Source organism: Streptomyces sp. NPDC008150, from assembly GCF_042956945.1.
GTDB lineage: Bacteria > Actinomycetota > Actinomycetes > Streptomycetales > Streptomycetaceae > Streptomyces.
In genome coordinates, this window is record NZ_JBIBHJ010000002.1 from 538,123 (window position 1) to 560,255 (window position 22,133).

At 74.1% G+C, this 22,133-nt stretch carries 22 protein-coding genes and 1 pseudogene; 8 read left to right on the top strand and 15 right to left on the bottom strand.

Annotation, left to right across the window (positions count from 1 at the left end; all coding sequences use genetic code 11):
- Positions 1–1,383 carry a GH1 family beta-glucosidase gene (locus ACFZA0_RS08320; RefSeq protein WP_391013177.1) on the top strand — a complete coding sequence of 461 codons (1,383 nt, stop codon included), beginning with the start codon at positions 1–3 and terminating at the stop codon, positions 1,381–1,383.
- Positions 1,384–1,487: 104 nt separating this feature from the next.
- Here the strand turns inward: ACFZA0_RS08320 and ACFZA0_RS08325 are convergent, their stop codons facing one another.
- The 9 genes and pseudogenes from ACFZA0_RS08325 to rpmG all read right to left on the bottom strand — a co-directional run bounded on the left by ACFZA0_RS08325 (position 1,488) and on the right by rpmG (position 8,184).
- Positions 1,488–2,729, bottom strand: a complete 1,242-nt coding sequence (locus ACFZA0_RS08325) for an ROK family protein (protein WP_391013554.1) — start codon at positions 2,727–2,729, stop codon at positions 1,488–1,490.
- A gap of 258 nt (positions 2,730–2,987) precedes the next feature.
- Positions 2,988–3,443: pseudogene (locus ACFZA0_RS08330) on the bottom strand (alpha-L-rhamnosidase C-terminal domain-containing protein); the annotation flags it as partial.
- A gap of 324 nt (positions 3,444–3,767) precedes the next feature.
- Positions 3,768–4,310, bottom strand: coding sequence for an EF-hand domain-containing protein (locus ACFZA0_RS08335; RefSeq protein ID WP_391013179.1), 543 nt, complete (start codon positions 4,308–4,310; stop codon positions 3,768–3,770).
- Positions 4,311–4,505: 195 nt separating this feature from the next.
- Positions 4,506–5,699: a SpoIIE family protein phosphatase gene (locus ACFZA0_RS08340; RefSeq protein ID WP_391013181.1), complete on the bottom strand. Its 1,194-nt coding sequence runs from the start codon at positions 5,697–5,699 to the stop codon at positions 4,506–4,508.
- Between the two features lie 241 nt (positions 5,700–5,940).
- Positions 5,941–6,423 carry a hypothetical protein gene (locus tag ACFZA0_RS08345; RefSeq protein ID WP_391013555.1) on the bottom strand — a complete coding sequence of 161 codons (483 nt, stop codon included), beginning with the start codon at positions 6,421–6,423 and terminating at the stop codon, positions 5,941–5,943.
- Positions 6,424–6,661: 238 nt separating this feature from the next.
- Positions 6,662–6,973: a hypothetical protein gene (locus ACFZA0_RS08350; protein WP_391013557.1), complete on the bottom strand. Its 312-nt coding sequence runs from the start codon at positions 6,971–6,973 to the stop codon at positions 6,662–6,664.
- A 559-nt stretch (positions 6,974–7,532) separates the two neighbouring features.
- Positions 7,533–7,655, bottom strand: coding sequence for a type B 50S ribosomal protein L36 (gene ykgO / locus ACFZA0_RS08355; RefSeq protein ID WP_125191140.1), 123 nt, complete (start codon positions 7,653–7,655; stop codon positions 7,533–7,535).
- 47 nt (positions 7,656–7,702) lie between these two features.
- Positions 7,703–7,966: a type B 50S ribosomal protein L31 gene (locus ACFZA0_RS08360; RefSeq protein ID WP_391013184.1), complete on the bottom strand. Its 264-nt coding sequence runs from the start codon at positions 7,964–7,966 to the stop codon at positions 7,703–7,705.
- Between the two features lie 53 nt (positions 7,967–8,019).
- Complete coding sequence (gene rpmG, locus ACFZA0_RS08365) at positions 8,020–8,184, bottom strand: 50S ribosomal protein L33 (RefSeq protein ID WP_391013186.1); 165 nt, start codon at positions 8,182–8,184, stop codon at positions 8,020–8,022.
- A gap of 330 nt (positions 8,185–8,514) precedes the next feature.
- On the opposite strand from rpmG, the gene ACFZA0_RS08370 reads away from it, so the two are divergent.
- Positions 8,515–9,636, top strand: a complete 1,122-nt coding sequence (locus tag ACFZA0_RS08370; protein ID WP_391013188.1) for a peptidoglycan bridge formation glycyltransferase FemA/FemB family protein — start codon at positions 8,515–8,517, stop codon at positions 9,634–9,636.
- Between the two features lie 39 nt (positions 9,637–9,675).
- Here the strand turns inward: ACFZA0_RS08370 and ACFZA0_RS08375 are convergent, their stop codons facing one another.
- The 6 genes from ACFZA0_RS08375 to ACFZA0_RS08400 all read right to left on the bottom strand — a co-directional run bounded on the left by ACFZA0_RS08375 (position 9,676) and on the right by ACFZA0_RS08400 (position 14,772).
- Positions 9,676–9,972, bottom strand: a complete 297-nt coding sequence (locus ACFZA0_RS08375) for a DUF5133 domain-containing protein (protein ID WP_391013190.1) — start codon at positions 9,970–9,972, stop codon at positions 9,676–9,678.
- A gap of 90 nt (positions 9,973–10,062) precedes the next feature.
- Positions 10,063–10,830: a glycosyltransferase gene (locus ACFZA0_RS08380; protein ID WP_391013192.1), complete on the bottom strand. Its 768-nt coding sequence runs from the start codon at positions 10,828–10,830 to the stop codon at positions 10,063–10,065.
- Complete coding sequence (locus ACFZA0_RS08385) at positions 10,827–11,444, bottom strand: methyltransferase domain-containing protein (RefSeq protein WP_391013195.1); 618 nt, start codon at positions 11,442–11,444, stop codon at positions 10,827–10,829. The genes ACFZA0_RS08380 and ACFZA0_RS08385 overlap by 4 nt, the downstream gene beginning before the upstream one ends.
- On the bottom strand, positions 11,441–12,208 hold the full coding sequence (locus ACFZA0_RS08390; protein WP_391013197.1) for a PIG-L family deacetylase: 768 nt from the start codon (positions 12,206–12,208) through the stop codon (positions 11,441–11,443). Before ACFZA0_RS08390 ends, ACFZA0_RS08385 begins: the two co-directional genes overlap by 4 nt.
- Positions 12,205–13,347 (bottom strand): acyl-CoA dehydrogenase, encoded by a 1,143-nt coding sequence (locus tag ACFZA0_RS08395; protein ID WP_391013199.1) that lies wholly within the window; start codon positions 13,345–13,347, stop codon positions 12,205–12,207. Before ACFZA0_RS08395 ends, ACFZA0_RS08390 begins: the two co-directional genes overlap by 4 nt.
- Positions 13,348–14,013: 666 nt before the next feature.
- Complete coding sequence (locus ACFZA0_RS08400) at positions 14,014–14,772, bottom strand: SDR family oxidoreductase (RefSeq protein ID WP_391013201.1); 759 nt, start codon at positions 14,770–14,772, stop codon at positions 14,014–14,016.
- A gap of 416 nt (positions 14,773–15,188) precedes the next feature.
- Here ACFZA0_RS08400 and ACFZA0_RS08405 point away from each other — a divergent pair, with 416 nt between their 5' ends.
- The 6 genes from ACFZA0_RS08405 to ACFZA0_RS08430 all read left to right on the top strand — a co-directional run bounded on the left by ACFZA0_RS08405 (position 15,189) and on the right by ACFZA0_RS08430 (position 21,939).
- The gene (locus ACFZA0_RS08405; protein WP_391013559.1) at positions 15,189–16,187 is read left to right on the top strand and encodes an NAD(P)-dependent oxidoreductase; all 999 of its coding nucleotides are present in this window, start codon (positions 15,189–15,191) and stop codon (positions 16,185–16,187) included.
- Between the two features lie 34 nt (positions 16,188–16,221).
- The gene (locus tag ACFZA0_RS08410; RefSeq protein ID WP_391013203.1) at positions 16,222–18,009 is read left to right on the top strand and encodes a beta-galactosidase; all 1,788 of its coding nucleotides are present in this window, start codon (positions 16,222–16,224) and stop codon (positions 18,007–18,009) included.
- A 481-nt stretch (positions 18,010–18,490) separates the two neighbouring features.
- The gene (locus ACFZA0_RS08415; protein ID WP_391013205.1) at positions 18,491–19,462 is read left to right on the top strand and encodes a TIGR03557 family F420-dependent LLM class oxidoreductase; all 972 of its coding nucleotides are present in this window, start codon (positions 18,491–18,493) and stop codon (positions 19,460–19,462) included.
- Between the two features lie 261 nt (positions 19,463–19,723).
- The gene (locus ACFZA0_RS08420; protein WP_391013207.1) at positions 19,724–20,551 is read left to right on the top strand and encodes an alpha/beta fold hydrolase; all 828 of its coding nucleotides are present in this window, start codon (positions 19,724–19,726) and stop codon (positions 20,549–20,551) included.
- A gap of 251 nt (positions 20,552–20,802) precedes the next feature.
- Positions 20,803–21,183 (top strand): DUF2218 domain-containing protein, encoded by a 381-nt coding sequence (locus ACFZA0_RS08425; RefSeq protein ID WP_391013209.1) that lies wholly within the window; start codon positions 20,803–20,805, stop codon positions 21,181–21,183.
- Between the two features lie 93 nt (positions 21,184–21,276).
- The gene (locus tag ACFZA0_RS08430; protein WP_391013210.1) at positions 21,277–21,939 is read left to right on the top strand and encodes a tetratricopeptide repeat protein; all 663 of its coding nucleotides are present in this window, start codon (positions 21,277–21,279) and stop codon (positions 21,937–21,939) included.
- Positions 21,940–22,133: the final 194 nt, after the last annotated feature.

Genomic DNA, 22,133 nt, shown 5'->3' on the forward strand with positions numbered 1-22,133 from the left:
ATGAGTGACTTCCCCGGCTTCCCGCCCGGCTTCGTGTTCGGTGCCGCGACCGCCTCGTACCAGATCGAGGGCGCCGCGACCGAGGACGGCCGCGGTCCGTCGATCTGGGACACGTACAGCCACACCCCCGGTCTGGTGGTGAACGGCGACAGCGGTGACGTGGCCTGCGACCACTACCACCGCTACCCGGAGGACGTGGCGCTGCTGCGCGACCTGGGCGTCGGCTCGTACCGCTTCTCGATCGCCTGGCCGCGGATCGTGCCGGACGGCTCCGGCCCGGTGAACCCGAAGGGCCTGGACTTCTACTCCCGGCTCGTCGACGAACTCCTCGAACAGGGCATCGAGCCCGCCGCCACCCTCTACCACTGGGACCTGCCGCAGGCCCTGGAGGACCAGGGAGGCTGGCGGGTGCGGGCGACCGCCGAGCGGTTCGCCGAGTACACGGCGGTCGTCGCCGAGCACCTGGGCGACCGGGTGCCGCGCTGGATCACCCTCAACGAGCCGTGGTGCAGCGCGTTCCTCGGCTACTCCATCGGCCGGCACGCGCCGGGCGCGAAGGAGGGCCGGGGTGCCCTGGCCGCCGCCCACCACCTGCTCCTCGGCCACGGACTCGCCGTGCAGGCGCTGCGGGCGGCCGGGGTGCGGGAGGTCGGCATCACGCTGAACCTGGACCGCAACCTGCCCGCCACCGCCTCCGACGCCGACCTGGCGGCCGTCGTCCGCGCGGACACCCAGCACAACCTGGTGTGGACCGAGCCGATCCTCGCGGGCCGCTACCCGGCCACCGAGGAGGAGACCTGGGGCGAGCTGATCACCGGGCAGGACTTCCGGCGCGACGGCGACCTGGAGATCATCTCCGCGCCGCTGGACTTCCTCGGGATCAACTACTACCGGCCGATCATCGTCGGCGACGCCCCGCACCGCGAGGCCGACCCGGCGCTGCGCACCGCGACGGACAACCGGTACGAGGAGACGCGGCTGCCGGGCGTGCGGCACACGGCGATGGACTGGCCGGTCGTCCCCGAGACGTTCACCGAGCTGCTCGTGCAGCTCAAGCAGCAGTACGGCGACGCGCTGCCGCCCGTGCACATCACGGAGAACGGCTCCGCCGAGGACGACGTGCTCGACGCGGACGGCGCGGTGCACGACACGGACCGCGTCGAGTACCTGCGCGGCCACCTCACCGCGCTGAGGGCCGCCATGGACGCGGGTGTCGACGTGCGCGGCTATTACGTGTGGTCGCTGCTCGACAACTTCGAGTGGGCCTACGGCTACGACAAGCGGTTCGGCATCGTCCGGGTCGACTACGACACGCAGGTCCGCACGCCGAAGGACAGCTACCACTGGTACCGGTCGCTGATCGAGGCGCAGCAGCGGGGCTGACGCGGCCGGCCGCACCGCGACCTTTCGACCCGTGGGGGCCGCCGGAACGTCCGGCGGCCCCCACGGCGTCGCGTGCCAGGTCGTCAACTACCCGCGCGTGTACGTCACTTCGCGTCCCGCTCCGCGAACGCCGCCGGGTCGGCCAGCACTTCGCGGACGACGACACCCGCGGCACCGCGCGTCGCGTCACCCGAGGGGGACGACGGCCGGAGCCTGCTGCGCCCCTCGCCCCAGAGGCCCGACACCACCCGCAGCGACAACTCCCGGTCCACCGCGGGCGCGAGCCAGTCCATCAGGTCGCGGTAGACCCCGCCGAGCATGACCGCGTCGGGGTCGAACAGGTTGACCGCGCCGGAGACCACGACTCCCAGTTGCCGCCCCGCCTCCTCGATGGCGGCGACGGCCACGGCGTCGCCGCGGCGGGCGCGGCGCTCCAGTTCCGCGACACCGGGCAGACCGGCGGTCTCGTCGATGCCGGCGGACCTGAGCAGGGCGGACTGGCCCGCGTACTGTTCGAGGCAGCCGCGCGCACCGCACCGGCACAGCGGTCCCGCCGGGTCCACCACGACGTGCCCGATCTCCCCGGCGAACCCGTGGGCGCCGCGCAGCAGTTCACCCCGCAGGACGAGTGCGCCGCCGACACCGATCTCGCCGGTCAGGTACAGGAAACTGCGGACGCCCTCGTTGCCCGCGCCGAACCACAGCTCGGCCAGGGCGGCCACGTTGGCCTCGTTGTCGGAGCTGACCGGCAGCGCCCGCTGCGTGGGACGCAGGGAGGAGAGTGCCTGCGCGAACAGGCCCTCCACCGCGACGCGTTTCCACCCGAGGTTGGGCGCCTGGCGGACCGCCCCGCCGGACACCAGACCGGGCAGCGCGAGGTGGGCGCCGACCGGCCGCAGTTCCTGCTCGGCGGCGGAGACCAGGGCCCTGGACGCTATGCGCGCTGCGCGGGCGATCACCTCGGAGGGCTGCACACCGCGGTTGTCGTAGTGCTCGACGAGCCGGACCCGGTCGGTGCCGGCGAGGTCTACGACGCACACGGCGACGTAGTCGATGTTGATCTCGACGCCGAGGCCGGCCGGTCCGGAGCGGGACACCTTCAGGACGGTGCCGGGCCGTCCCACGTGACCGCTGGCGGTCTTGCCCCACTCGGTGACGAACCCGTACTCCAGCAGCTCCTCCACCAGTGAGGACACCGCCGCGCGGGTCAGTCCGACGTGCGTGGCGATCCCGGCGCGGGTCGCCTCCCCCGCCTCGTGCACGGCCCGCAGTACGAGACTCAGGTTGTGCCGTCTGACCGTGGCCTTGTCGGCCTTGGGTTCAAGAGGGGTCAGGTTGTTCTTCATCGTGTGTCGAGCGTATGCGACGGCGCACGTCACGGGCGCGCCCGGCCACGGGGCGGACGTCCCCGTGGCCGGGCCGGGTGCTGTCAGCCGCGCGGAAGGTGGTCCGATCCGAACGTCCAGTGTCCGGAGCCCATGGTGTGGACGGCCGTCGTGGCGTCGGCGCGCACCAGGTGCGCGCCGGACGGCGGGGGCGGCCCGTCCGCCGAGGAGCGGCACGCGCACCTCGGCGGTGCTCCCGGCCGGTACGTCGGCCGTGAGCCGGAACCGGTCCGCGGTGCGCCGCCACGCGGTGCGGGCGACACCGTACGGGGTGCGGTGCGAGGCGGACGCCGAGGTGATGGCGCCCTCGACCGCGGGCGCGATCAGCAGCTTCGCGAAGCCGACGGAGTCCGGCGTCTGGTCGAGGCCGGCGACCCGGGTGGTGAACCAGGAGCCGATGGCGCCGAGCATGAAGTGGTTCTGCGACTGCCCCGGGCCGCCGTCCCAGGACTCGCCGAGGGTGGTGTTGCCGGCGAGCACCTGGTAGCCGTGACCGGGGCTGGTCGTCCGGGTGGCGACGGCGTTCAGGATGTCGTCGCGGCCGCCCGCGGACAGGACGCGCAGGGCCGCCGGCAGGGAGATCTCGCCGAGCAGCAGGTGGTCGCCCGCGTTCCGGACGGACGCGGTGAAGTGGTCGAACAGCCGCTGCTTCTCCCCCGCCGGGTAGGCGCCCATGTCCAGGGCGAGCCCTCGGCGCGGTAGGCGGCCGCCCCGGTGTCGTCGCCGAGGACGGCCGCGACGTGGGCGAGGGCGTCGACGACGCGCCAGTAGCCGTAGGTGCCGGCGACCGCCCGCGGGAAGGTGGTGTCGGGGGTGAACCAGTCGCCGAGCGCGTGGCGATCGCCGGGGACCTGCCCCTCGGCTGAAACCGGGGGCCTCGCGCGGCACACCGGATCCGTGAACTCCCGCTCCGCGCGCGGCACATCCCCGCCCGTACCGCGGACGGCGGTCGACGGGCGCCGCGGCGACGCCCGTCGGGGCCTGCCGACGGACGGCGGATCAGGCCGCCGGCAGCCGGCCGCAGAGCCAGTTGCCGGGTTCCAGCGGGTCGTCGCTGATCCAGAACTGCCGCCACAGCCGGGCGAATTCGGCGCGGTCGAGGTGACCGTCGCCGTTGAGGTCGAGCAGTTCGAAGACGCCCGCCATGTCGACGGGCCGGCCGTTCCACGTCTCCACGAGCCGCCGGTGCTCCTCCGGGGAGATGCGGCCGTCGCCGTTGGCGTCCACGGCGTCGAAGACGGTGTCGGCGGTGGCGGTGACGTCCGCGACCATGGCGGGCAGTTTGTCGACCAGCGTGAGCAGTTCAGCCATGTCGACCGCGCCGTCGCCGTTCGCGTCGCCGGTCTGGAGCAGCGCCGCCCACCAGCCCATCAGCAGCGTCTCCACCCGCGCGCCCAGCTCCGTGCCGGGGCCCACCCCGGGCAGGGCGCGCCAGCGGCGGACGAGTGCCCTGAAGTCCTCCTCGCGCAGAAAGCCGTCGCTGTCCGCGTCGAACGCGGCGAACATTCCCCTGAGCTTGCGCTCCTGAAAGGCACTGGCCATGAGCGGCCTCCCTCGACGCCGAACCGAACCCGAACCGCGGACGGCCGCCCCGGCAGGGCGGCGCCGCCAGTGCGCAACTGTAGGCGGGGAGGCGCCCGCTCCCCCACGGGCACATGTGCCCGAGAGATCACCCGCACGTCCGCGCGGGTCCGCCACCCCGCCTTCGCCCGCCGACCGGCAGACACACGCGCGCCCTCACACCCGGGCGCTCCCCCGCGCCGGGCCCGTCGCCCCGGGCTCCGGTTCCGCGCCCGGCCGCACCACCGTGACGGCCATCAGGCTCATGTCGTCCTTGAGTACCCGGCCGGTGTGGCGGTGCACCGCGTCGACGAGGTGACCGACGACGGCGGGCGGGCCCTGTCCGCGGCAGGCGAGCAGGTCGGTCTGCGGTGTGTAGAACACGCCGTCGCGACTGCGCGCCTCCAGCAGGCCGTCCGTGCACAGCAGGAGCAGGTCGCCCTCGGTGAAGGGCCGGGACTCGAACTCCCATTCCTGCGGGTCGAGTTCGCCGAGGCCGAGGGGCAGTCCCGGGACGGCGGGCTCCCACGTGACGACACCCGCGGGGGTCACCAGGAACGCGGGGCAGTGGCCCCGGCTGATCAGCCGCACGACGTCGCCCTCGGCGGGGATCTCGGCGACGGCCGCCGTGATGAACCGCTCGCCGCTGTCCGGACTGTCCCGGGCCTCCTCGGCCAGTTCCATGAACTCCCGGGTGACCGCCTGGTCCAGGTGCCGGGCCAGCATGGACAGCGACTCGGTGTGGTGGGCGGCCTCGCGGAAACACCCCACGAGCGCGGCGACACCGGGAATCGCGTCGAGGCCCTTGCCGCGCACGTCACCGATGAGCAGCCGCACGCCCCAGGGCGTCAGTTCGGCCGCGTAGAGGTCGCCGCCGACCGCCGCGGCCGTCGACGCGGCCTCGTACCCGACGGCGATCCACACCCGCCCCAGCCAGGCACGCACCGGCGGCAGCACCGCGTTCTGGGTCGCCTCCGCGAGTTCCCAGGCGACCTGGAGATGCGTACGCAGCCGGTCCCGCAGCATGCCGAGCGGCACCGCCGCGAAGAACAGGACGACCAGCGCGCCGTAGTCCAGCCAGGCGTGGCCGGTGCCGGCGGGCTGCTTGCTGTACACGGCGAGGATCAGACCGGCGAGGCTGTTGAGCAGCGCGACGAGCACGATGCCCGGGACAGAGTACAGACAGGCCGCCGCCGTGGAACTGAGCGCGAGCAGCACGTCCGCGCTCCACGGCTGCGGCAGGGAGAAGTCCACGGCCACGGTGACGGGGATGAGCACCAGCGGGATCAGCCGTACCCACAACGGCAGCCGGGCGCCGACGGCAGAGGGTCTGACGGAGACGAGGCCCGTCCTCAACCGGTGCGGGCTCATGGAGCGCCGCCCGGACGCACACGGCGTCTCGTTCGCACCGGAAGAAGGGTCATGGGCCAACAGATATCAACAAATCGGGCGGTCGGCGGCGACGCGGGACCGGGCGCACGTGCGGTTCGTCCGTCCGAAGTCGCCCGGCGGCGTGCCCCGCGCGTGTGCGCGCGGTGACCCCCTCCGCTCCCGGCGGGGTCGCTCCGCACGCGCCGGCCGCCTCGGCGGCGAGGGTGAACTGCCGCCGCGGTCAGGGGGTTTGACCGGTCCCCGGGTGTCCGTCCGGTCCGGCGGTGTGGTCCGGGTGCCCGGCGGTGCGGCGGCGCTCCTTCATCTCCGCCTCGTACAGGTGGTCCCTGCCGTCGGCCAGTCGGCGGCGCGCCGCGGCCTCCAGGTCCCGGAAGGGTTCGTAGTAGGTGGAGTTGTACTCCTCGACGATCTGGAAGGTCCAGTGTCCCGGGATGACGTTGCGGCCGATGATCTCGCACTCGACGCGGTCGGCGACGTCGTCGTGCCCGGCTGCCCGCAACAGCTCGACGGCGCGGTCGAGTTCGAGGTCCGCGCCGCCGGTGAGCTGGTGGAAGGAGTACAGGTGCCCGCGCGCCCGCTCGGTCGTCTCCAGCGCCTTCGAGAGGGCGCCGAGTGCCTCGACGGTCCCGTCCGTGACGCCCGGCGGTCGCCGGTGCGCCGCGTCGGGACGGTCGTCGGGTGCGGGTCCCTGGCCGTGCTGCATCGCGGTCCCGTCCGTGACGCCCGGCGGCCGCCGGTGCGCCGCGTCGGGACGGTCGTCGGGTGCGGGTCCCTGGCCGTGCTGCATCGGGTTCATAGGGCGAGGGTTTCCCGCGGGTCCGGCCCGTACCGCCTCCGCGGCGACGATCCCCCCGGGCGGGTGAGGGGGGAGGGAGGCCGCCGCGGCAGGGGGTGGGAGCGCGGCGGCCGGTCCCGCGGAGCCGGCACGGTCGGGGCGACGGCTACGGCCGGACCGAGATCCCTCCGATGCCCGAGCCGAGGATCGAGCAGTGGGCCTCGGACTGCCCGACCCGCCCGGGTGCGATCGTCACCCTGGTCCCGTCGACGTCGGGCGCCCACCCGCACACGAGGTGGACCCAGAAGGTCTGTGTCGCCGTCCCCCTGTTCTCGCAGAGGGCGAAGCCCGTGTACTCGTCGTTGTTGTGCTTGCCGGTGTGGCAGGACAGTCCGGGCGGTGTGGCCGCCGGGGCGGCGGACGCGGTGGCCGCGGGGAGGGTCACGGCGGCGAGAGCGGTGGTGAGCGCGACCGCGATCGTGGCGGCGAGTTTCCTCGTGACGGCGGCGGTCGCCCTGGCGGCGAGGCGGTGTTTGCTGGTGGGGATCAACGTTCTGCTTTCTCTCCGTGACCGGCTCGGGTCGGCCGGTGGCACTGACCTCCCTCTACCTGGGGCGCGCGGCGAGAAAACCGGGGAAGGCGACTACTCCCCGTAACGACTCCGATGGCCGCCGACAAGCGACGGCCGCGCCCCCAACGGACGTAACGCTTCTCCGTGTTGGCGGGCCGGGCCGGAACCGGGGCCGAAATGGGCGGGGACTTCCCCTCCCCGGCGTCAACACGGGGCCTCCTGGCGCCCCCCGATCGAAGTGCATCCGAAAACCCCCGTGCCCGCGAAGGAGTTGGGCTCACCGAGCGCGGCGGGGTCCCCCTCCTCGAAGAGCGGAGCGCGGTGGCACACACCCGGCCGCGCTCGGCGCCGGGCCCGCACCCCTCGACCGGACGGGCCCGGCGCGGTGGCCTCGGCACGCGCGAAGGCCGGCCCGGACCCGCGTCGTGCGGGTCCGGGCCGGCCCCGGCTCGGTGGGTCGCGCCCGTCAGCCCTGGCGGGCCTTGAAGCGCGGGTCCTTCTTGTTGATCACGAAGGTGACACCCCTCCGGCGCACTACCTGCGCCCCGGGCCTGGCCTTCAGTGAGCGCAGCGAATTACGTACCTTCATGGCTCTGTCCTCCTCCTGCTCGTACCCTCGCGGTCACTGCCTCGCGGTCAGTGCCGTGCCGCGGGCGCCCGGCGGCCGAAGCGCCGCTCGAAGCGCTCCACCCGGCCGGCGCTGTCCACGACGCGCGACCTGCCCGTGTAGAACGGGTGGCTCGCGGACGAGACCTCGACGTCGATCACCGGGTAGGTGGCGCCGTCCTCCCACTCGACCGTCCGGGACGAACCGGCGGTGGAGCGGGTCAGGAACGCCACGTCCGCCGCCCTGTCCCGGAACACGACCGGGCGGGATTCGGGGTGGATGCCGTTCTTCATGCGATGTCCTTCCTGGTGGCCGTCCGCGTGGTGACGCCGTGGGTGGTGGTGGGTCAGCGCGTCTCCCGGAAGGGGACGTGCGCTCCCGCCACCGGGTCGTACTTGCGCAGGACGAGCCGGTCGGGGTCGTTGCGGCGGTTCTTCCGCGTCACGTACGTGACGCCGGTGCCGGCCGTCGACCTCAGGGTGACTACGGGACGCAGGACGCTGCGTGCCATGGGGTGTCTCCTTTCGCCCGCCGCCCACACCTCGCGATCCGGTCCGGACGCGTTGCCCGACTCAATGGTCTTGACTCGGTCATGTCAGCGGCTACGTGTGCTGTAACAGCGACCCCCCTCGTGGCATTCCCGCCCCCGGGAAGGGCCGCCGTGTCCCCCGACCGGCTGACATCCGGCGGGCATCCGCCGGAGAACCGACCGTCCGGCTCCCGGCGTGGAACCACTGGAGGGGCGGCGCGCCCGCCGGCCCGCCACGGCCGGCCCGCCCCGAACGACCGGCCGACCCCGACCGGTACGACCAGAAGCGACCCGAACCGAGGAGCACCCCGTATGAGCCTCCGCCTGCGGACCATCACCCGCGAGGAACACCTCGCCTTCGTCCGGGCCCGCCCCTCGGCGAGCCATCTGCAGACACCCTCCTGGGGCGAGGTGAAACCGGACTGGCGGGCCGAGAGCCTGGGCTGGTTCGACGAGGACGGGTCCCTCGTGGGGGCGGGCCTGGTCCTGCTGCGCCCGCTGCCGAAGGTCCGCCGACACCTGGCCTACCTGCCCGAGGGACCCCTCATCGACTGGACGGCACCCGACCTGGCCCGCTGGCTGGACCCGATGCTGGCGCACCTGAAGGCGGAGGGCGCGTTCTCGGTACGGATGGGGCCGCCGGTGGTGGCACGGCGCTGGCGCGCCGAGACCGTGAAGGCGGCCATCGCCGACCCGCGGGCAGGGCGGCTGCGCGACGTGGACGCCGACGTGCACGAGCCGCGCGCGTTCGACGCGGCGGACCGGCTGCGCCGGGCCGGCTGGCGCAGGGCGGAGGCGGGCGGCGAGGACGGCTTCGCCGCCGGGCAGCCGCAGTACGTGTGCCAGGTCCCGCTGGCGGGACGCTCGCTGGAGGAGGTGCGGGCCGGTCTCAACCAGCAGTGGCGCCGCAACATCAAGAAGTCGGAGCAGGCCGGCGTCAAGGTGGTCGAGGGCGGCATCGAGGACCTGCCCGTCTTCTACGACCTGTACACCGAGACCGCGGCCCGCGACCGGTTCGTACCGCGTCCGCTCGCCTACTTCCGGCGGATGTGGACGGCGCTGCGGGCCGAGGACCCCGACCGTATGCGGCTGTACCTCGCGCATCACGAGAACGACGTCCTCGCGGCGGCGACGATGCTGCGGGTCGGCGACCACGTCTGGTACTCGTACGGGGCGTCCACCAGCCGCAAGCGGGAGGTCCAGCCGAACAACGCGATCCAGTGGCGGATGCTGAGCGACGCCCACGAACTGGGCGCCGCCGTCTACGACTTCAGGGGGATCACCGACACGCTGGACGCGGAGGACCACCTGCTCGGCCTGCTCCGCTTCAAGGTCGGCGCGGGCGGTGAGGCCGTCGAGTACCTCGGCGAGTGGGAGTACCCGCTCAACAGGGCACTGCACACGGCGTTCGCGTTCTACATGTCCCGGAGGTAGCAGTCGCCCCCTGCGGGCGGTCGGCCGTCGGCGACGGTCTCACACCGTCACGACGGTGTCCTCCGGTGCGGCGGCCCCCGTGCTCACGACGACGAACGGGGCCGGGGCGCCGGTGCGTTGCGTGTCGGGTGCCGTCGTCGCCAGGAGGCGGCGGGCCCGCGCGAGAGCCTCGCCGATGTCACGGGTCCCGGTGAGCACGCACAGGGTGTACGCGGCGTCCTCGCGGGCCCGTGCCGTCTCGGGGTCGGCCTGCGCGGCGTCAAGTGCGTTGTAACGGCTGATGAGTTCGGACAGGACGTCAGGGCGGGGCGTCAGCACGTCGGCCTCCTGGGGCATCGGATCAGCGGGTGTCGCATGGTGCGTGCCGTGCGCGGCGGCTCGGCACGCCCATCATTGGATTGCCCCCGCGAAGCGATCACATGCAGCCTATTTCGCAATATTGACGCCGTCGTCACGCAGCGAGTGGTCCTCCGGCCCGCCCTCCCGCTCGGACGGGGCCGCGAGCGCGGCCAGGTAGTGGCCGAACCCGCCCTGTGCCCTCGGTACGAGCCGGGCCGAGGTGACGACCGGGCAGTCCGCCGTCCGCAGGACCCGGTGCCCGTTGCACCGCAGGGCGGCGACGAGTGCCTGGTCCTCACCGAGCGGGAGCGGCGGGAAGCCGCCGACCGCCAGGTAGGCCGACGCGTCCACGCCCAGGTTCGCCCCGTGGACGTGCGGGTGCGGCCACGGGCCGACGGGCGGCCGGGACGCGGTGTACAACGCGTGGTGCCGCAGGGCGAGTTCGGTGGGGCCGCCCGGACCGACGGCCGTGGTCACCGTGCCGACGACGGCGTCCCAGCCCTCCTGCGCCCTCGCCAGGTGGTGGGCCAGCCAGTCGTGCGGGACCGTGCTGTCGGCGTCCGTGGACGCGATCCAGGTGCCGACGGGACCGCCGAGCAGTTCCAGGGCGCGTGCCACCCCGGCCGCCCGCGCCCGGCCCACGTTGCGCTCGTGGACGGTGAGCGTGGATGTACCGGCGTCGTGTGCGACGGCCGCCGTGGCGTCGGAACAGGCGTCCGCCGCGACGACCGTGAGGACGCGTACGCCGCGCAGGAGGGGATGCGCTGCGGCCACCCGCACCGACCGCAGCGCGTGGGGCAGCAGTTGCTCCTCGTTGTGCGCCGGGACGACCACGGCGACCGCGCGGGGGATCACACCAGTCCCTCGCGCGCGGCGGGGCCCGGCCCCGGCCCGCCGTCGGCACCGAGGCGCTCGAAGACCTGGAGGACGAAGTCGTCCTCGCGGTGGTCGACGACACGGGCGAGACCGGGCAGGGCCGCCAGCACGGGCGCCAACTCGTCGCCGGTGGCGAGGTGTTCGGGAACGGGATGGTTCCAGTGGACGGCGACGAGGGTCCCGGCGGGCTCCAGCGCGTCCACGGCCCGCGCGAGGACCTCGTCGCGGGTCGGCTCGTCGAAGTAGTAGAGGAGTTCCGACAGCACGACGAGGTCGAAGCGGCCCTCGGGCCACTCGCCGGGCAGGACGTGCCGGGCCACGGTCACCTGCGGCAGGCCGGCCGTGCGCGCGCGTGCCGTCTCCACGGCCGGGGCGACCCGGTCGCAGGCCAGCACCCGGTCGCAGCGCTCGGCCAGGCGAAGCGTCAACTCGCCCACGGAGCACGCGGGTTCGAAGCAGGACCGATAGCGGCGGCGCGGCAGCGACGCCACGGTCAAGTCGTACTTGCGGTGTTCGTACCAACGCTCGGCGAGGTGCCAGGGGTCCTCGGCGCCGCGGTACATCTCGTCGAAGTAGGAGGAGGGGGTGCTCACGTGAACAGGACCTCCACGGTGCGCAGATGATGGGCGAGTTCGTCGGGCGGCAGCACCGGGGCGTCCTCGGGTGCCGGGCCGAGGGGTTCGGTCTGGCTCCGGAAGCGGGCGACCGCGGCCCGCTTGAGCCGCTGGACCTCCGGCGGCAGGGCGACGAGCCCGGCCCGGTCCCAGGGCACGCGGGGATCACCGGGGGTCGCCCAGTGCCACATCCACACCGGGTAGGTCCGGCACGGCACCGCCGCCGAGCGGGCGGCGGCGCGGGCCGCCCGGCCCGCCGCCTCGTGGTCGCCGTGCACGTCGCCGGTCCACGGCGCCATCACCAGTGCCGCCCCCGACAGAAGGGGCACGAGGGCGTCCGCCACCGACTGTTCGTGCCGCCCGACCAGCGTGTCGGGCACGCCAAGCCGTACGACGTCGGCGTGTCCCGCCCCGAGTTCCGCGAGGGCGGCCCGGGTCTCCGCCGCCCTGACCCGCGTCAGCTCGTCCGGGGTGACCGCCGTACTGCCGGGGTGCGAGCCCTCGCCGTCGGTGACGGACACGAGGGTGATCCCGACGCCGCGCGCGGCCAGCAGGGCGAGACAGCCGCCGACGCCGAGGACCTCGTCGTCCGGATGCGCGGCGACGACCACCACCCGTCCCGCGTCCGGGAGTTGAGCCTCCCGCAGGGACGCCCAGCCGGGCCAGCGACGCCACTCGGACTCGTCGGTGCCGGGTTCCTGGATGGGGTCGGCAGGGGCCCGTCCCGGGGCCGCGGGGCTCATCGGCCGGCTCCGGGCCGTGCGACGAGCGCGCCGAGTTCGGCGAGGTCCCGCTCCGCGTGGTGCTGGCGGATGTAGACGGCGAGGTCGGAGGCGGCGCGTGCGTGCCGCGCGTCGTGGCACAGCGGGCCCGCGCCGGTGGCCCGGCCGACCCTCGCGAGCACCTCGGCGCACACCGACTCCACGAACGCCCGCACACGCAGGGTCCGTACCCGTGCGCCGCCCGACGCGTCGGCGGGATCGGCGTCGATCTCGGCGGCCGCCTCGCCCAGCACGGCGGCCGCGGCGTTGAGGAGGACGTCGACGGCACCGAAGTGGGCGTCGCGATGCGGATCGGCTCCGCGCGCGGCGGCCGTGCGCAGGGTCCCGGCGACGGCGACCGCTCCCCCGTACCAGCAGGCCGCGACCCCGATCCCGCCGTGCTGGAAGCCGGGCCGGGCCACGTACGCCCCGACCTCGCCGACCGGTACGGCCCGCACCCCCCGGAACTCGACGTCCGGGCTGTCGCTGCCGGCCATGCCGACGGCGGGCCAGGTGCCCGGCACGGGGCGGCAGGTGCCGCCCGCCCGCGGCACACCCCGCGCGTCGCCGACCGCCCCGGCGGACTCGGCGGTCCCGGGCGCGTTCCCGGCCCCCGCGATCTCCGCGGCGAACAGGCGCTTGCCGTCGTCCGTGTCCGCGGTGACCAGCGCGTGGGTGCAGCTGTGCGCCCCCGAGCAGTACTTCTTCGTGCCGTCGAGGCGCCAGCCGTCGCCCTCGCGCACGGCGCGCAGTCCGGCACCGGGCGGCTCGGCCGCCCACACCGCCCAGCGTTCGCCGGACCCGGCCGCCGGTCCGCGCAGTTCGGCGAGGATGGCCAGCGCGTCGACGTGCCCCTCGACCAGGCGCGCGACCGCGAGATCTTCCTCGGCGACCGCCTGGAGAACGCTGAGCCGCTGGGCGGTGCCTCCGGACCCGGGCAGCGGGACGGGCCTGCGGCCGGTGGTGATCTGCTCGGCGACCGCCGCGAACCGCCGGGCCGTCGCCTCGCGCAGGGCCCGCGTGTCCGTCGTCTCGGAGCCGTTGCCGTCGGCCTCGCCGCCTGCGCGGCCGGGACCCTCGGGAGCGAGGGGGGTGGAGAGGGACAGTGCGCTGTCGGACATGGGGATGCTCCTCGTGGCTGTGCGCCGGTTCGGACGACGGATCGGCCGGCCCGGGTGGCGGAACCCGGCCGGTGGAACCGGAAAGGTGTGGGGCGGCCGGACGAGCCGCGCGGACCGCCCGGACCGTTTCGGACTGCTTGAGACTGCTTCGGACTGCTCAGAACGTTTCTGACCGTTTCTGACCGTTCGAGCCGGAGCGTTCGGACCGGCAAGGCCGCGTCACACGTGTGCGCCCGGCGGGACCGGTGTCCGCCCGGCGGCGCCGGGCACCGCGCCGGGACCGGGGACCTGTGTCGCGCGGGACCGTCCCGGGTCCGGCGGGCCCGCGCGTACCCCGTCGGCTGAGCACGGCCGGTCGGGCCCGCGCGCATCCGCGCCCCGGCGGAACGCACGTGGCTGCGTCGGCATGGTGCCAGCTCCTCGGCCGTGTCGCCGGCGCCTCGGTCGCGGCGGCGGCGGGTGTGCCGTCCCTGGGGACGGAAATCCAGTTCCCCCACGTGAACGCCGTCACCGTGCGGGCGCGCCTGCTGTCCGAAGCACCTTCGTCGGGGTGCCCCTCCACTGTGGTCGTAAACAGCCTCGCCCGCACACCGGCGGCCGCTCCCGGGCCGGGCCGCGGCCCGCACCTTCCCCTCGCACCCGCATCCGGTGCGACGGAATGGGCGCTCAGGGACGCGCGGAACCCGCCGCACCGGAGTCGGCGACCCACGCGTCGAAGGTCGTCGTCCCGCGCGGCCCCGGACCGTCCGGGAGCAGTGCCCCGCCGACGAGCTGCCCGCCGACCCGGCCGGGCAGCCGTACGGGAACGACGGGGCGACGCCCGCCACGGGCCCGCTGGAGCTGCCGGACCATCCCGACCATCTCCCGCTCCTCCGGTCCCGCGAGTTCCGGAGCCGCGCCGACCGGCTCCGCGAGGGCGAGGTCCACGAGCGCGCGAGCGACCTCCGCCGCCGCGACGGGGCGGCACAGCATGCGCGGCACCGGCACGAACGGGCCGCCCCGCGCCAGCATCTGGGCGGCGAACTCGTGGAACTGCGTGGCGCGCAGCACGCTGTACGGAACCTGGCCGGCGCGCACCAGGTCCTCCTGGCGGCGCTTTCCCGCGTAGTAGCCAAGGTCGACACGGTCGACGCCCACGATGGACAGCGCGACGTGGTGGGTGACGCCCGCGGTCTCGCCGGCCCGCAGCAGACGGCTGGTCGCCGCCTCGAAGAAGGCGGCGGACCGGGAACGCGACATGGTGGCGATGTTGCTGACGTCGATCACCCGTTCCACACCTGTCAGCGACCGGCCGAGACCCTGGCCGGTGGTCAGGTCGACGCCCGCCGCGCGGGCCAGCACCACGGGCTCGGCACCGGTGTCCCGGACCGCCTCGACGACGAGTTTCCCGACCAGCCCGGTCCCACCGGCGACTGCGACGCGCATGACCACTCTCCGTTCTGTGCCGTTCCCTGCGTTCGCTCCGTGCCGTTCGTTGCGTTCGGTCCGTGGCGTTCCCTGCGTTCGCTCCGTGCCGTTCGTTGCGTTCGGTCCGTGGCGTTCCCTGCGTCCGCCCCGCGCCGTTCTCCCGCGTCCGCGCTGCCTCACCAGTGTCGGAGCGAACCCGTCCCGGCGCACACCGGTGGGGATCCACCGTCCGTTCCGGACGCGGGCGGGCGCCCGACGGGTCCTGCCTCCGGCCCCCTGCCGCACGGCCCTCCGGACGATCTACGATCACCTCGCCGCCGCCGGGGCCCCGGCCGTCCGGCCCGACCACCGGAGCAGTGAGGCAGCCCATGGACCCGCACCTCCAGGAACCCGCAGCGCGGCGCACGGTCCGCCGCCCGCGCACGGTGCTCGCCATGAGCGCCGAGACCCGTGACGCCCTGCTCGACGCGGCGGCCCTCGACCGGCTGTCACGCGTGTGCGACGTCGACGCCGCTCTGCTGCTGACCGGATTCGGCGGCCCCGACAGCGCGCCGGGCACCCCGCTGGCCACGGCCCTCCGCGACACCGAGGTGCTGTTCACCGGCTGGGGCTGCCCGCCGCTGGACGAGGAGGCACTGGCGCGGATGCCCGGGCTGCGGGCCGTGGTGCACGCGGCCGGCTCGCTCAAGAACCACATGACGGAGGCGGCTTGGGCACGCGGCCTCACGGCGACGAGCGCAACGGCCGCCAACGCACTGCCCGTTGCCGAATTCACCGTCGCCGCCGTGCTGTTCGCCAACAAGGGAGTACTGCTGGGCGCACACGCCCTCCGCACCGCCCGTGCGCGGCCGGACCTCGCGACCCTCCTGCCGGGCATCGGCAACTACCGCCGCACGGTGGGCATCGTGGGCGCCTCGACGATCGGGCGCCGTGTCGTCGAGCTGCTGCGCCCGTACGACCTGCGGGTCCTGGTCAACGATCCCTACCTGTCCGCGGCGGACGCCGACGCGCTCGGCGCGACTCCGATGGACCTCGACCCGCTGCTGCGCGAGAGCGACGTCGTCAGCGTCCACGCCCCCGAACTGCCAGAGACCAGGCACCTGTTGGACGAGCGGCGGCTCGCGCTCATGCGGGACGGCACGACGCTGGTCAACACCGCCCGCGGGTCCCTGGTGGACACCGGGGCGCTCACCCGGGAACTCGTGGCGGGCCGCCTCAACGCCGTGCTGGACGTGACCGATCCGGAACCGCTGCCCGCGGACTCGCCGCTCTACGACCTGCCGAACGTACTCCTGACACCCCACCTGGCCGGTTCGCTGGGCGGCGAGCTGGCCCGGCTGGCGGACTTCGCGATCGACGAACTGGAGCGGTACGCGGACAGGTCGGGCTTCGCGCACGCCGTTCGCCCCACGGCCCTGCACCGCTCCGCGTGACCGCCCACCGCGCTTCCGGGGAGAGGAACGGCTCATGACACCCACCGGCTCCACGACCGTGCCGCTGACCGTCGGGCCCGACGGTTTCCTCCGCGCGGGACGCCCGCACCGCATCGTGTCCGCGGCCATCCACTACTTCCGCGTCCACCCCGCGCTGTGGACCGACCGCCTCACCCGGCTGCGGGCCATGGGGGTCAACACGGTCGAGACGTACGTCGCCTGGAACTTCCACGAGCAGCACCCCGGTGAGTTCCGCTTCGACGGCGGCCGGGACGTGGCGGCGTTCGTGCGGGCCGCCGGTGCGCTGGGCCTGGACGTGATCGTGCGGCCCGGCCCGTACATCTGCGCCGAATGGGACCTGGGCGGCCTGCCGGCGTGGCTCCTCGCCGACCGGACCGTGCGGCTGCGCCGCCGGGACCCGCGCTACCTGGCCGCCGTGGACGCCTGGTTCGACGAACTGCTGCCCCGGCTCGTCCCGTTGCTGGCCGGCCACGGCGGACCGGTCGTGGCGATGGGCGTCGAGAACGAGTACGGCAGCTTCGGCAACGACACGTCCCACCTGGAGTACCTGCGCGACGGCATGACCGCCCGCGGCGTCGACTGCCCGCTGTTCACGTCGGACGGGGCGGGCGACGGGTTCCTGCTCGGCGGCCGTGTCCCGGGTCTGCTCGCCGCCGCCACCTTCGGGTCCCGGCCCGAGGAGTCGCTCGCGGTCCTGCGCGCCCACCAGCCGACCGGTCCGCTGTTCTGCGTGGAGTACTGGCACGGCTGGTTCGACCACTGGGGCGAGTCCCACCACGTGCGGGACGCCGCCGAGTCGGCCGACGTCCTGGACCGGCTGCTCAGGGCGGGCGCCTCGGTCAACATCTACATGGGCCACGGCGGCACCAACTTCGGCTGGTGGGCGGGCGCCAACCACGACGGGCGCTCGCACCAGCCCGACACGACGAGCTACGACTACGGCGCTCCCGTCGGCGAGGCCGGTGAACTCACCGAGAAGTTCCGCCTGTTCCGCGACGTCATCGTCCGGCACACCGGTGCCGCGCCGGACGCGGCGCCCGAACCGCCGCCCCGGCTGGCCCCGTTGCGGGTTCCGGTGCGTGAACGCGTGTCGCTGGCGGAGTCGCTCGACCTGCTGTCCACCCCGGTGCCCTCGGCCGAGCCGCTGACGATGGAGGAGGCCGGCCAGGCCCACGGGCTCATCCACTACCGGACGCGGCTGCGCGGGCCGTTGACCCACGCGGACCTCACGATCGACGGCCTCGGAGACCGCGCGCAGGTCTTCCTCGACGGGCGCGAGATCGGTGTCCTTCACCGTGACCGCCCCCGGGACACCCTCCCGGTCCGGGTCACCGGCGCGTCCGCCGTGCTCGACGTGCTGGTGGAGAACCAGGGCCGGATCAACTACGGCCCCCTGCTGGAGGATCGCAAGGGCATCGTCGGCGGGCTGCGCCTGGACAACCAGTACCAGTTCGGCTGGGAGAACCGCCCGCTGCCACTGGACGACCTGTCCGCCCTGCGGTTCACGGACACCGCCGCCGACGGGCCCGCCTTCCACCGGGCGACGGTGACCGTGCCCGGACCTGCCGACGGTTTCCTGGCACTGCCCGGCTGGACGAAGGGCATGGTGTGGCTCAACGGGGAGGCGCTCGGCAGGTACTGGAACATCGGGCCGCAGCGCACCCTCTACGCCCCCGGACCGCTCTGGCACACCGGGGACAACGAAATCGTGATCCTCGAACTGCACCAGGCAGGAACGGAGTTGGAGATCTCGGCCGCTCCCGACCTGGGCCCGAGCGCCCCGGCACCCGTGCCCGCGTGAGCGCGGCCCCACCCCTTCCGGCCGGCGGCGGCGGGCCGTGCCGGGGCTGCGGGCCGCCGACCCGTCGGCGCCGCGAGCCCGGTACGCGTCAAGAGCGCCCGCGAGCGCGCCGCCCCTCCCCCACCGAGGGGGCGCACGACGGACGACCGGGCGTACGGCCGGCACGGGCGCTGTCCCCGAGAGACCCGGGTCGCGGTCGGCCCGGCGGCCGTGGCTCTCCGTGACCTTCCGGGTGACGGCGCGGGAGGGGGGTTGGTCGTCGGGGCACGACGGATGAACGGCCCTCGCGCGGCGCGCGCTGCCCCCGCGCGGCCCATCCGCCCCGCGTCCGGGAGGGGCGACGGGCGACGGGTGGGGTGAGGGACCGCGACGGGGGCACTCGACGGGCGCGGGGCAGGCGCGGGGCGGGCCGGAGAGCACGCGCGGCGTCGTCCCGGCGGACCGCGGGTTTCGCCTCCGCACCGTGGGGGACGCGGAGAATATGGTGCAAATCGGATACACGATGATGACCGAGCAGGCCGGCCCCCGTGACCTCGTCGACCATGTCGTCGGAGCGGAGCGGGCCGGTTTCGACTTCTCGGTGTGCAGCGACCACTACTTCCCCTGGCTGCGCTCCCAGGGCCACGCGCCCAACGCCTGGACCGTGCTGGGCGCGGCGGCGCAGGCGACATCGCGCATCCCGCTGATGACGTACGTGACGTGTCCGACGTTCCGCTACCACCCGACCGTCGTCGCGCAGCAGGCCGCGACCCTCCAGATCCTGGCCGAGGGGCGCTTCCGGCTGGGCCTCGGCTCCGGCGAGAACCTCAACGAGCACGTCGTGGGACGCGGCTGGCCGTCGGTGGACGTGCGGCACGAGATGTTCGAGGAGGCCGTGGAGATCATCCGCGACCTCTTCGGCGGCAAGCACGTCACCCGGCACGGCACCCACTACACGGTGGACTCCGCCCGGCTGTGGGACCTGCCGGACTCGCCGCCGCCCATCGGGATCGCGGTGTCCGGCGAGCGCTCCTGCGAGCTGGCCGGCCGCCTGGGCGACCTCGTGATCGCGACCGAGCCGAAGGCGGACCTGCTCACCGCCTTCGACCGGCACGGCGGCACGGGCAAGCCGCGGGTCGGACAGCTGCCGGTCTGCTTCGACACCGACCGCGACGCCGCCGTGGCCCGCGCGCACGACCAGTTCCGCTGGTTCAGCGGCGGCTGGAAGGTCAACTCCGAGCTGCCGCACCCCGATTCGTTCGCGGGCGCCACTCAGTTCGTGCGGCCCGAGGACGTCGCCGAGTCCATCCCGTGCGGTGACGACCCGGACGCCTTCGTGGAGGCCGTACGCCCCTACGCCGAGGCGGGGTTCACCGAGGTCGCCCTCGTCCAGGTCGGCGGCGACCACCAACTTCCGTTCCTGGACTGGTCGGAGAAGACCCTGCTGCCCGCCCTGCGAGACGCCTTCGCGTGAGGCTGGGGCCACGGAGGCCGCCGCCCGCGTGGGCGGCGGCCGGCTTCTCGGCGTCCCGCAGTCCGCGACGGCACCGTCGACGTCCGGGCGGATCCACTGCCTCACCCCGCACGACTCACTCGTTCGGCCCCTTACCTGGGGCAGACGGCGCCCCCGTCGGTTCGACTGGCAGAGGGTGCCCGTCAGCGCCCTCCCCGACTCTTCCCACCGGCGACCCGCCGCCCGAGCCGCGCGCGGGCGCCGCAGACAGACGGAGAGACCATGCCCATCTGCACCACGCGAGACGGCGTCGACATCTTCTACAAGGACTGGGGAAGCGGCCGCCCGGTCGTCTTCATCCACGGCTGGCCGCTGAACGGCGACGCCTGGCAGGACCAGCTCAAGGCCGTGGCCGACGCCGGCTTCCGTGGCATCGCCCACGACCGGAGGGGACACGGCCGCTCCACCCCGGTGTACGACGGGTACGACTTCGACACGTTCGCGGACGACCTCAACGACCTCGTCACCGGACTCGACCTGCGCGACGTGACACTCGTCGCGCACTCGATGGGCGGCGGCGAACTCGCCCGCTACATCGGCCGCCACGGCACCGACCGCATCCGTTCCGCGGTCCTGCTCTCGGCCGTGCCCCCGCTGATGCTCCAGACCCCGGACAACCCCGAGGGCGTCCCGCAGTCGGCGTTCGACGACATCAAGTCCGGGATCATCACGGAGCGTTCGCAGTTCTGGAAGGACACCGCGGACAGCTTCTTCGGCGGCAACCGGCCCGGGAACAAGGTCACCCAGGGCAACAGGGACGCGTTCTGGTACATGGGGATGGCGCAGACCATCGAGGGTGGCGTCGACTGCGTGGACGCCTTCGCCTCGACGGACTTCACCGACGACCTCAAGAAGTTCGACGTGCCGACCCTCGTCGTGCACGGCGACGACGACCAGATCGTGCCGATCGACGCCACCGGCCGCAAGACGGCCAAGATCGTCCAGGGCGCCGAGCTGAAGGTGTACGAGGGCGGCTCGCACGGCATCGCTCTGGTGCCGGGCTTCAAGGAACGGTTCAACGCGGACCTGCTGGAGTTCCTCAAGAAGTGAGTCCCCGGCGGCCCGAACGCCGTCGCGGGCCGCGGGTCCGCGACGGCGGCGCCGCCCGCCGACCGCACGGGCACCCGCACCCGCGGACCCGTCACGCGGGCGCCCCGCGGCACAAGCCCCGGGTCGCTTCCGGTCCGGCACACACAGGTTGCGCCGGGCCAACCCGCCCCGGACGCGCGGGACATGCCCGCCGGGAGCCACTGGACGTACGGTGGGGAACAGCCGTCCACCCTGCCCCCGGGAGCACTTCGATGACCCGAACCGAGGCGCGCGTCGCCACCGACCGCCCGCACCGCTACGCGAAGCAGCTCGCGTCCCACCTCGGCCGCCGCTCCACGACGACGTGGGACGAGGAGGGCGGGGTGGGCACCATCGTGTTCCAGAACGGAACCGGATCGCTCACCGCGGCGGAGGGCGCGCTGCTGCTCACGGTGGAGACCGACCCCGAGAACCTGGACCTGCTGGAGGGCGTGGTGGGCCGGCACCTGGTCCGGTTCGGCACCAAGGACGAACTCGTCGTCACCTGGCACCGGGAGAACGGCGAGCCCGGCACCACCCAGCGCAGGGACGAGGAGAACACCGAGGAGCAGCACGGCGGAAGCCACAACCGCCCGGACCACGGCGGGCGTTGACGGCTCTCCGGGCATCCCGGCGCCTTGCCTGCGCGCCCGGCGCGGTGGCGGAATTCCGAGCCCGCGCACCCGTACCCCGCCTACGCTCTGCGTATGACGGCGGACTCGCATCTCAAGAATGCCCGGTTCCTGTACGAGCGGGCCGTGTTCGGCGGTGAACCCGCGGCCCTGGACGTGGCGGACACCGGACTGGACGCGGTCGAGGCGGACCTCTGCCTGGCCCGCGGCCGGCTGGTGCACGCACGCTTCCTCGCGTCGCGGGAGACAGGGGAACCGGCCGCCGCAGCAGAGGAGTTGACGCTCTTCGAGCGGGCGGCCGAGCTGTACGGACGGCTCGGCGACGAACGGGGCGAGGGCGAGGCCCTGTTCTGGGTGGGCACCTACCACCAGGTGGTCCGGGACGACATGGAGGCGTCACTGCCCGCCCTGCGCCGCGCACGCGAACTCGCCACCCGGGGCGACGATCCGCTGACGCTGTCCTACGTGCTCCGCCACCTCGGCTTCGCCGAGCACGCCGCGAAGCGGCCGGCCGCCGCCCGGGACCTCCTGGAGGAGTCCAACCGGCTGCGCCGCGAGCTCAACTTCCGGCCGGGAGTGGCGGCGAACCTGATCGTGCTCGCGCAGTTCGCCGTCGAGGACGGCAGGACCGACGAGGCGGCGGCGCTGCTCGACGAAGCGGCCCGGCTGGCCGAGGACTCGGGATCGGACGGCGTCCTCGACTGGGTGCGGAGGGCGAGGGCCGACCTGGGGGCGTGACCGCCGGGCAGTGAGCGGGCGTCTTCCGCGCCCCCCGGGCTCCCCTCGCGGGCCCCCCGCGGGCCCCCTCGCGAAGCCTGCCCAAGCAGATCCCAACTGCCCCTCGGGGCGCACCGATCACCCCTCTCTCACGGGCAACGTCCAAGGTCAGCGAGGCATATACACTCCGAACAGTCACTTCGGGGAAACGCCCT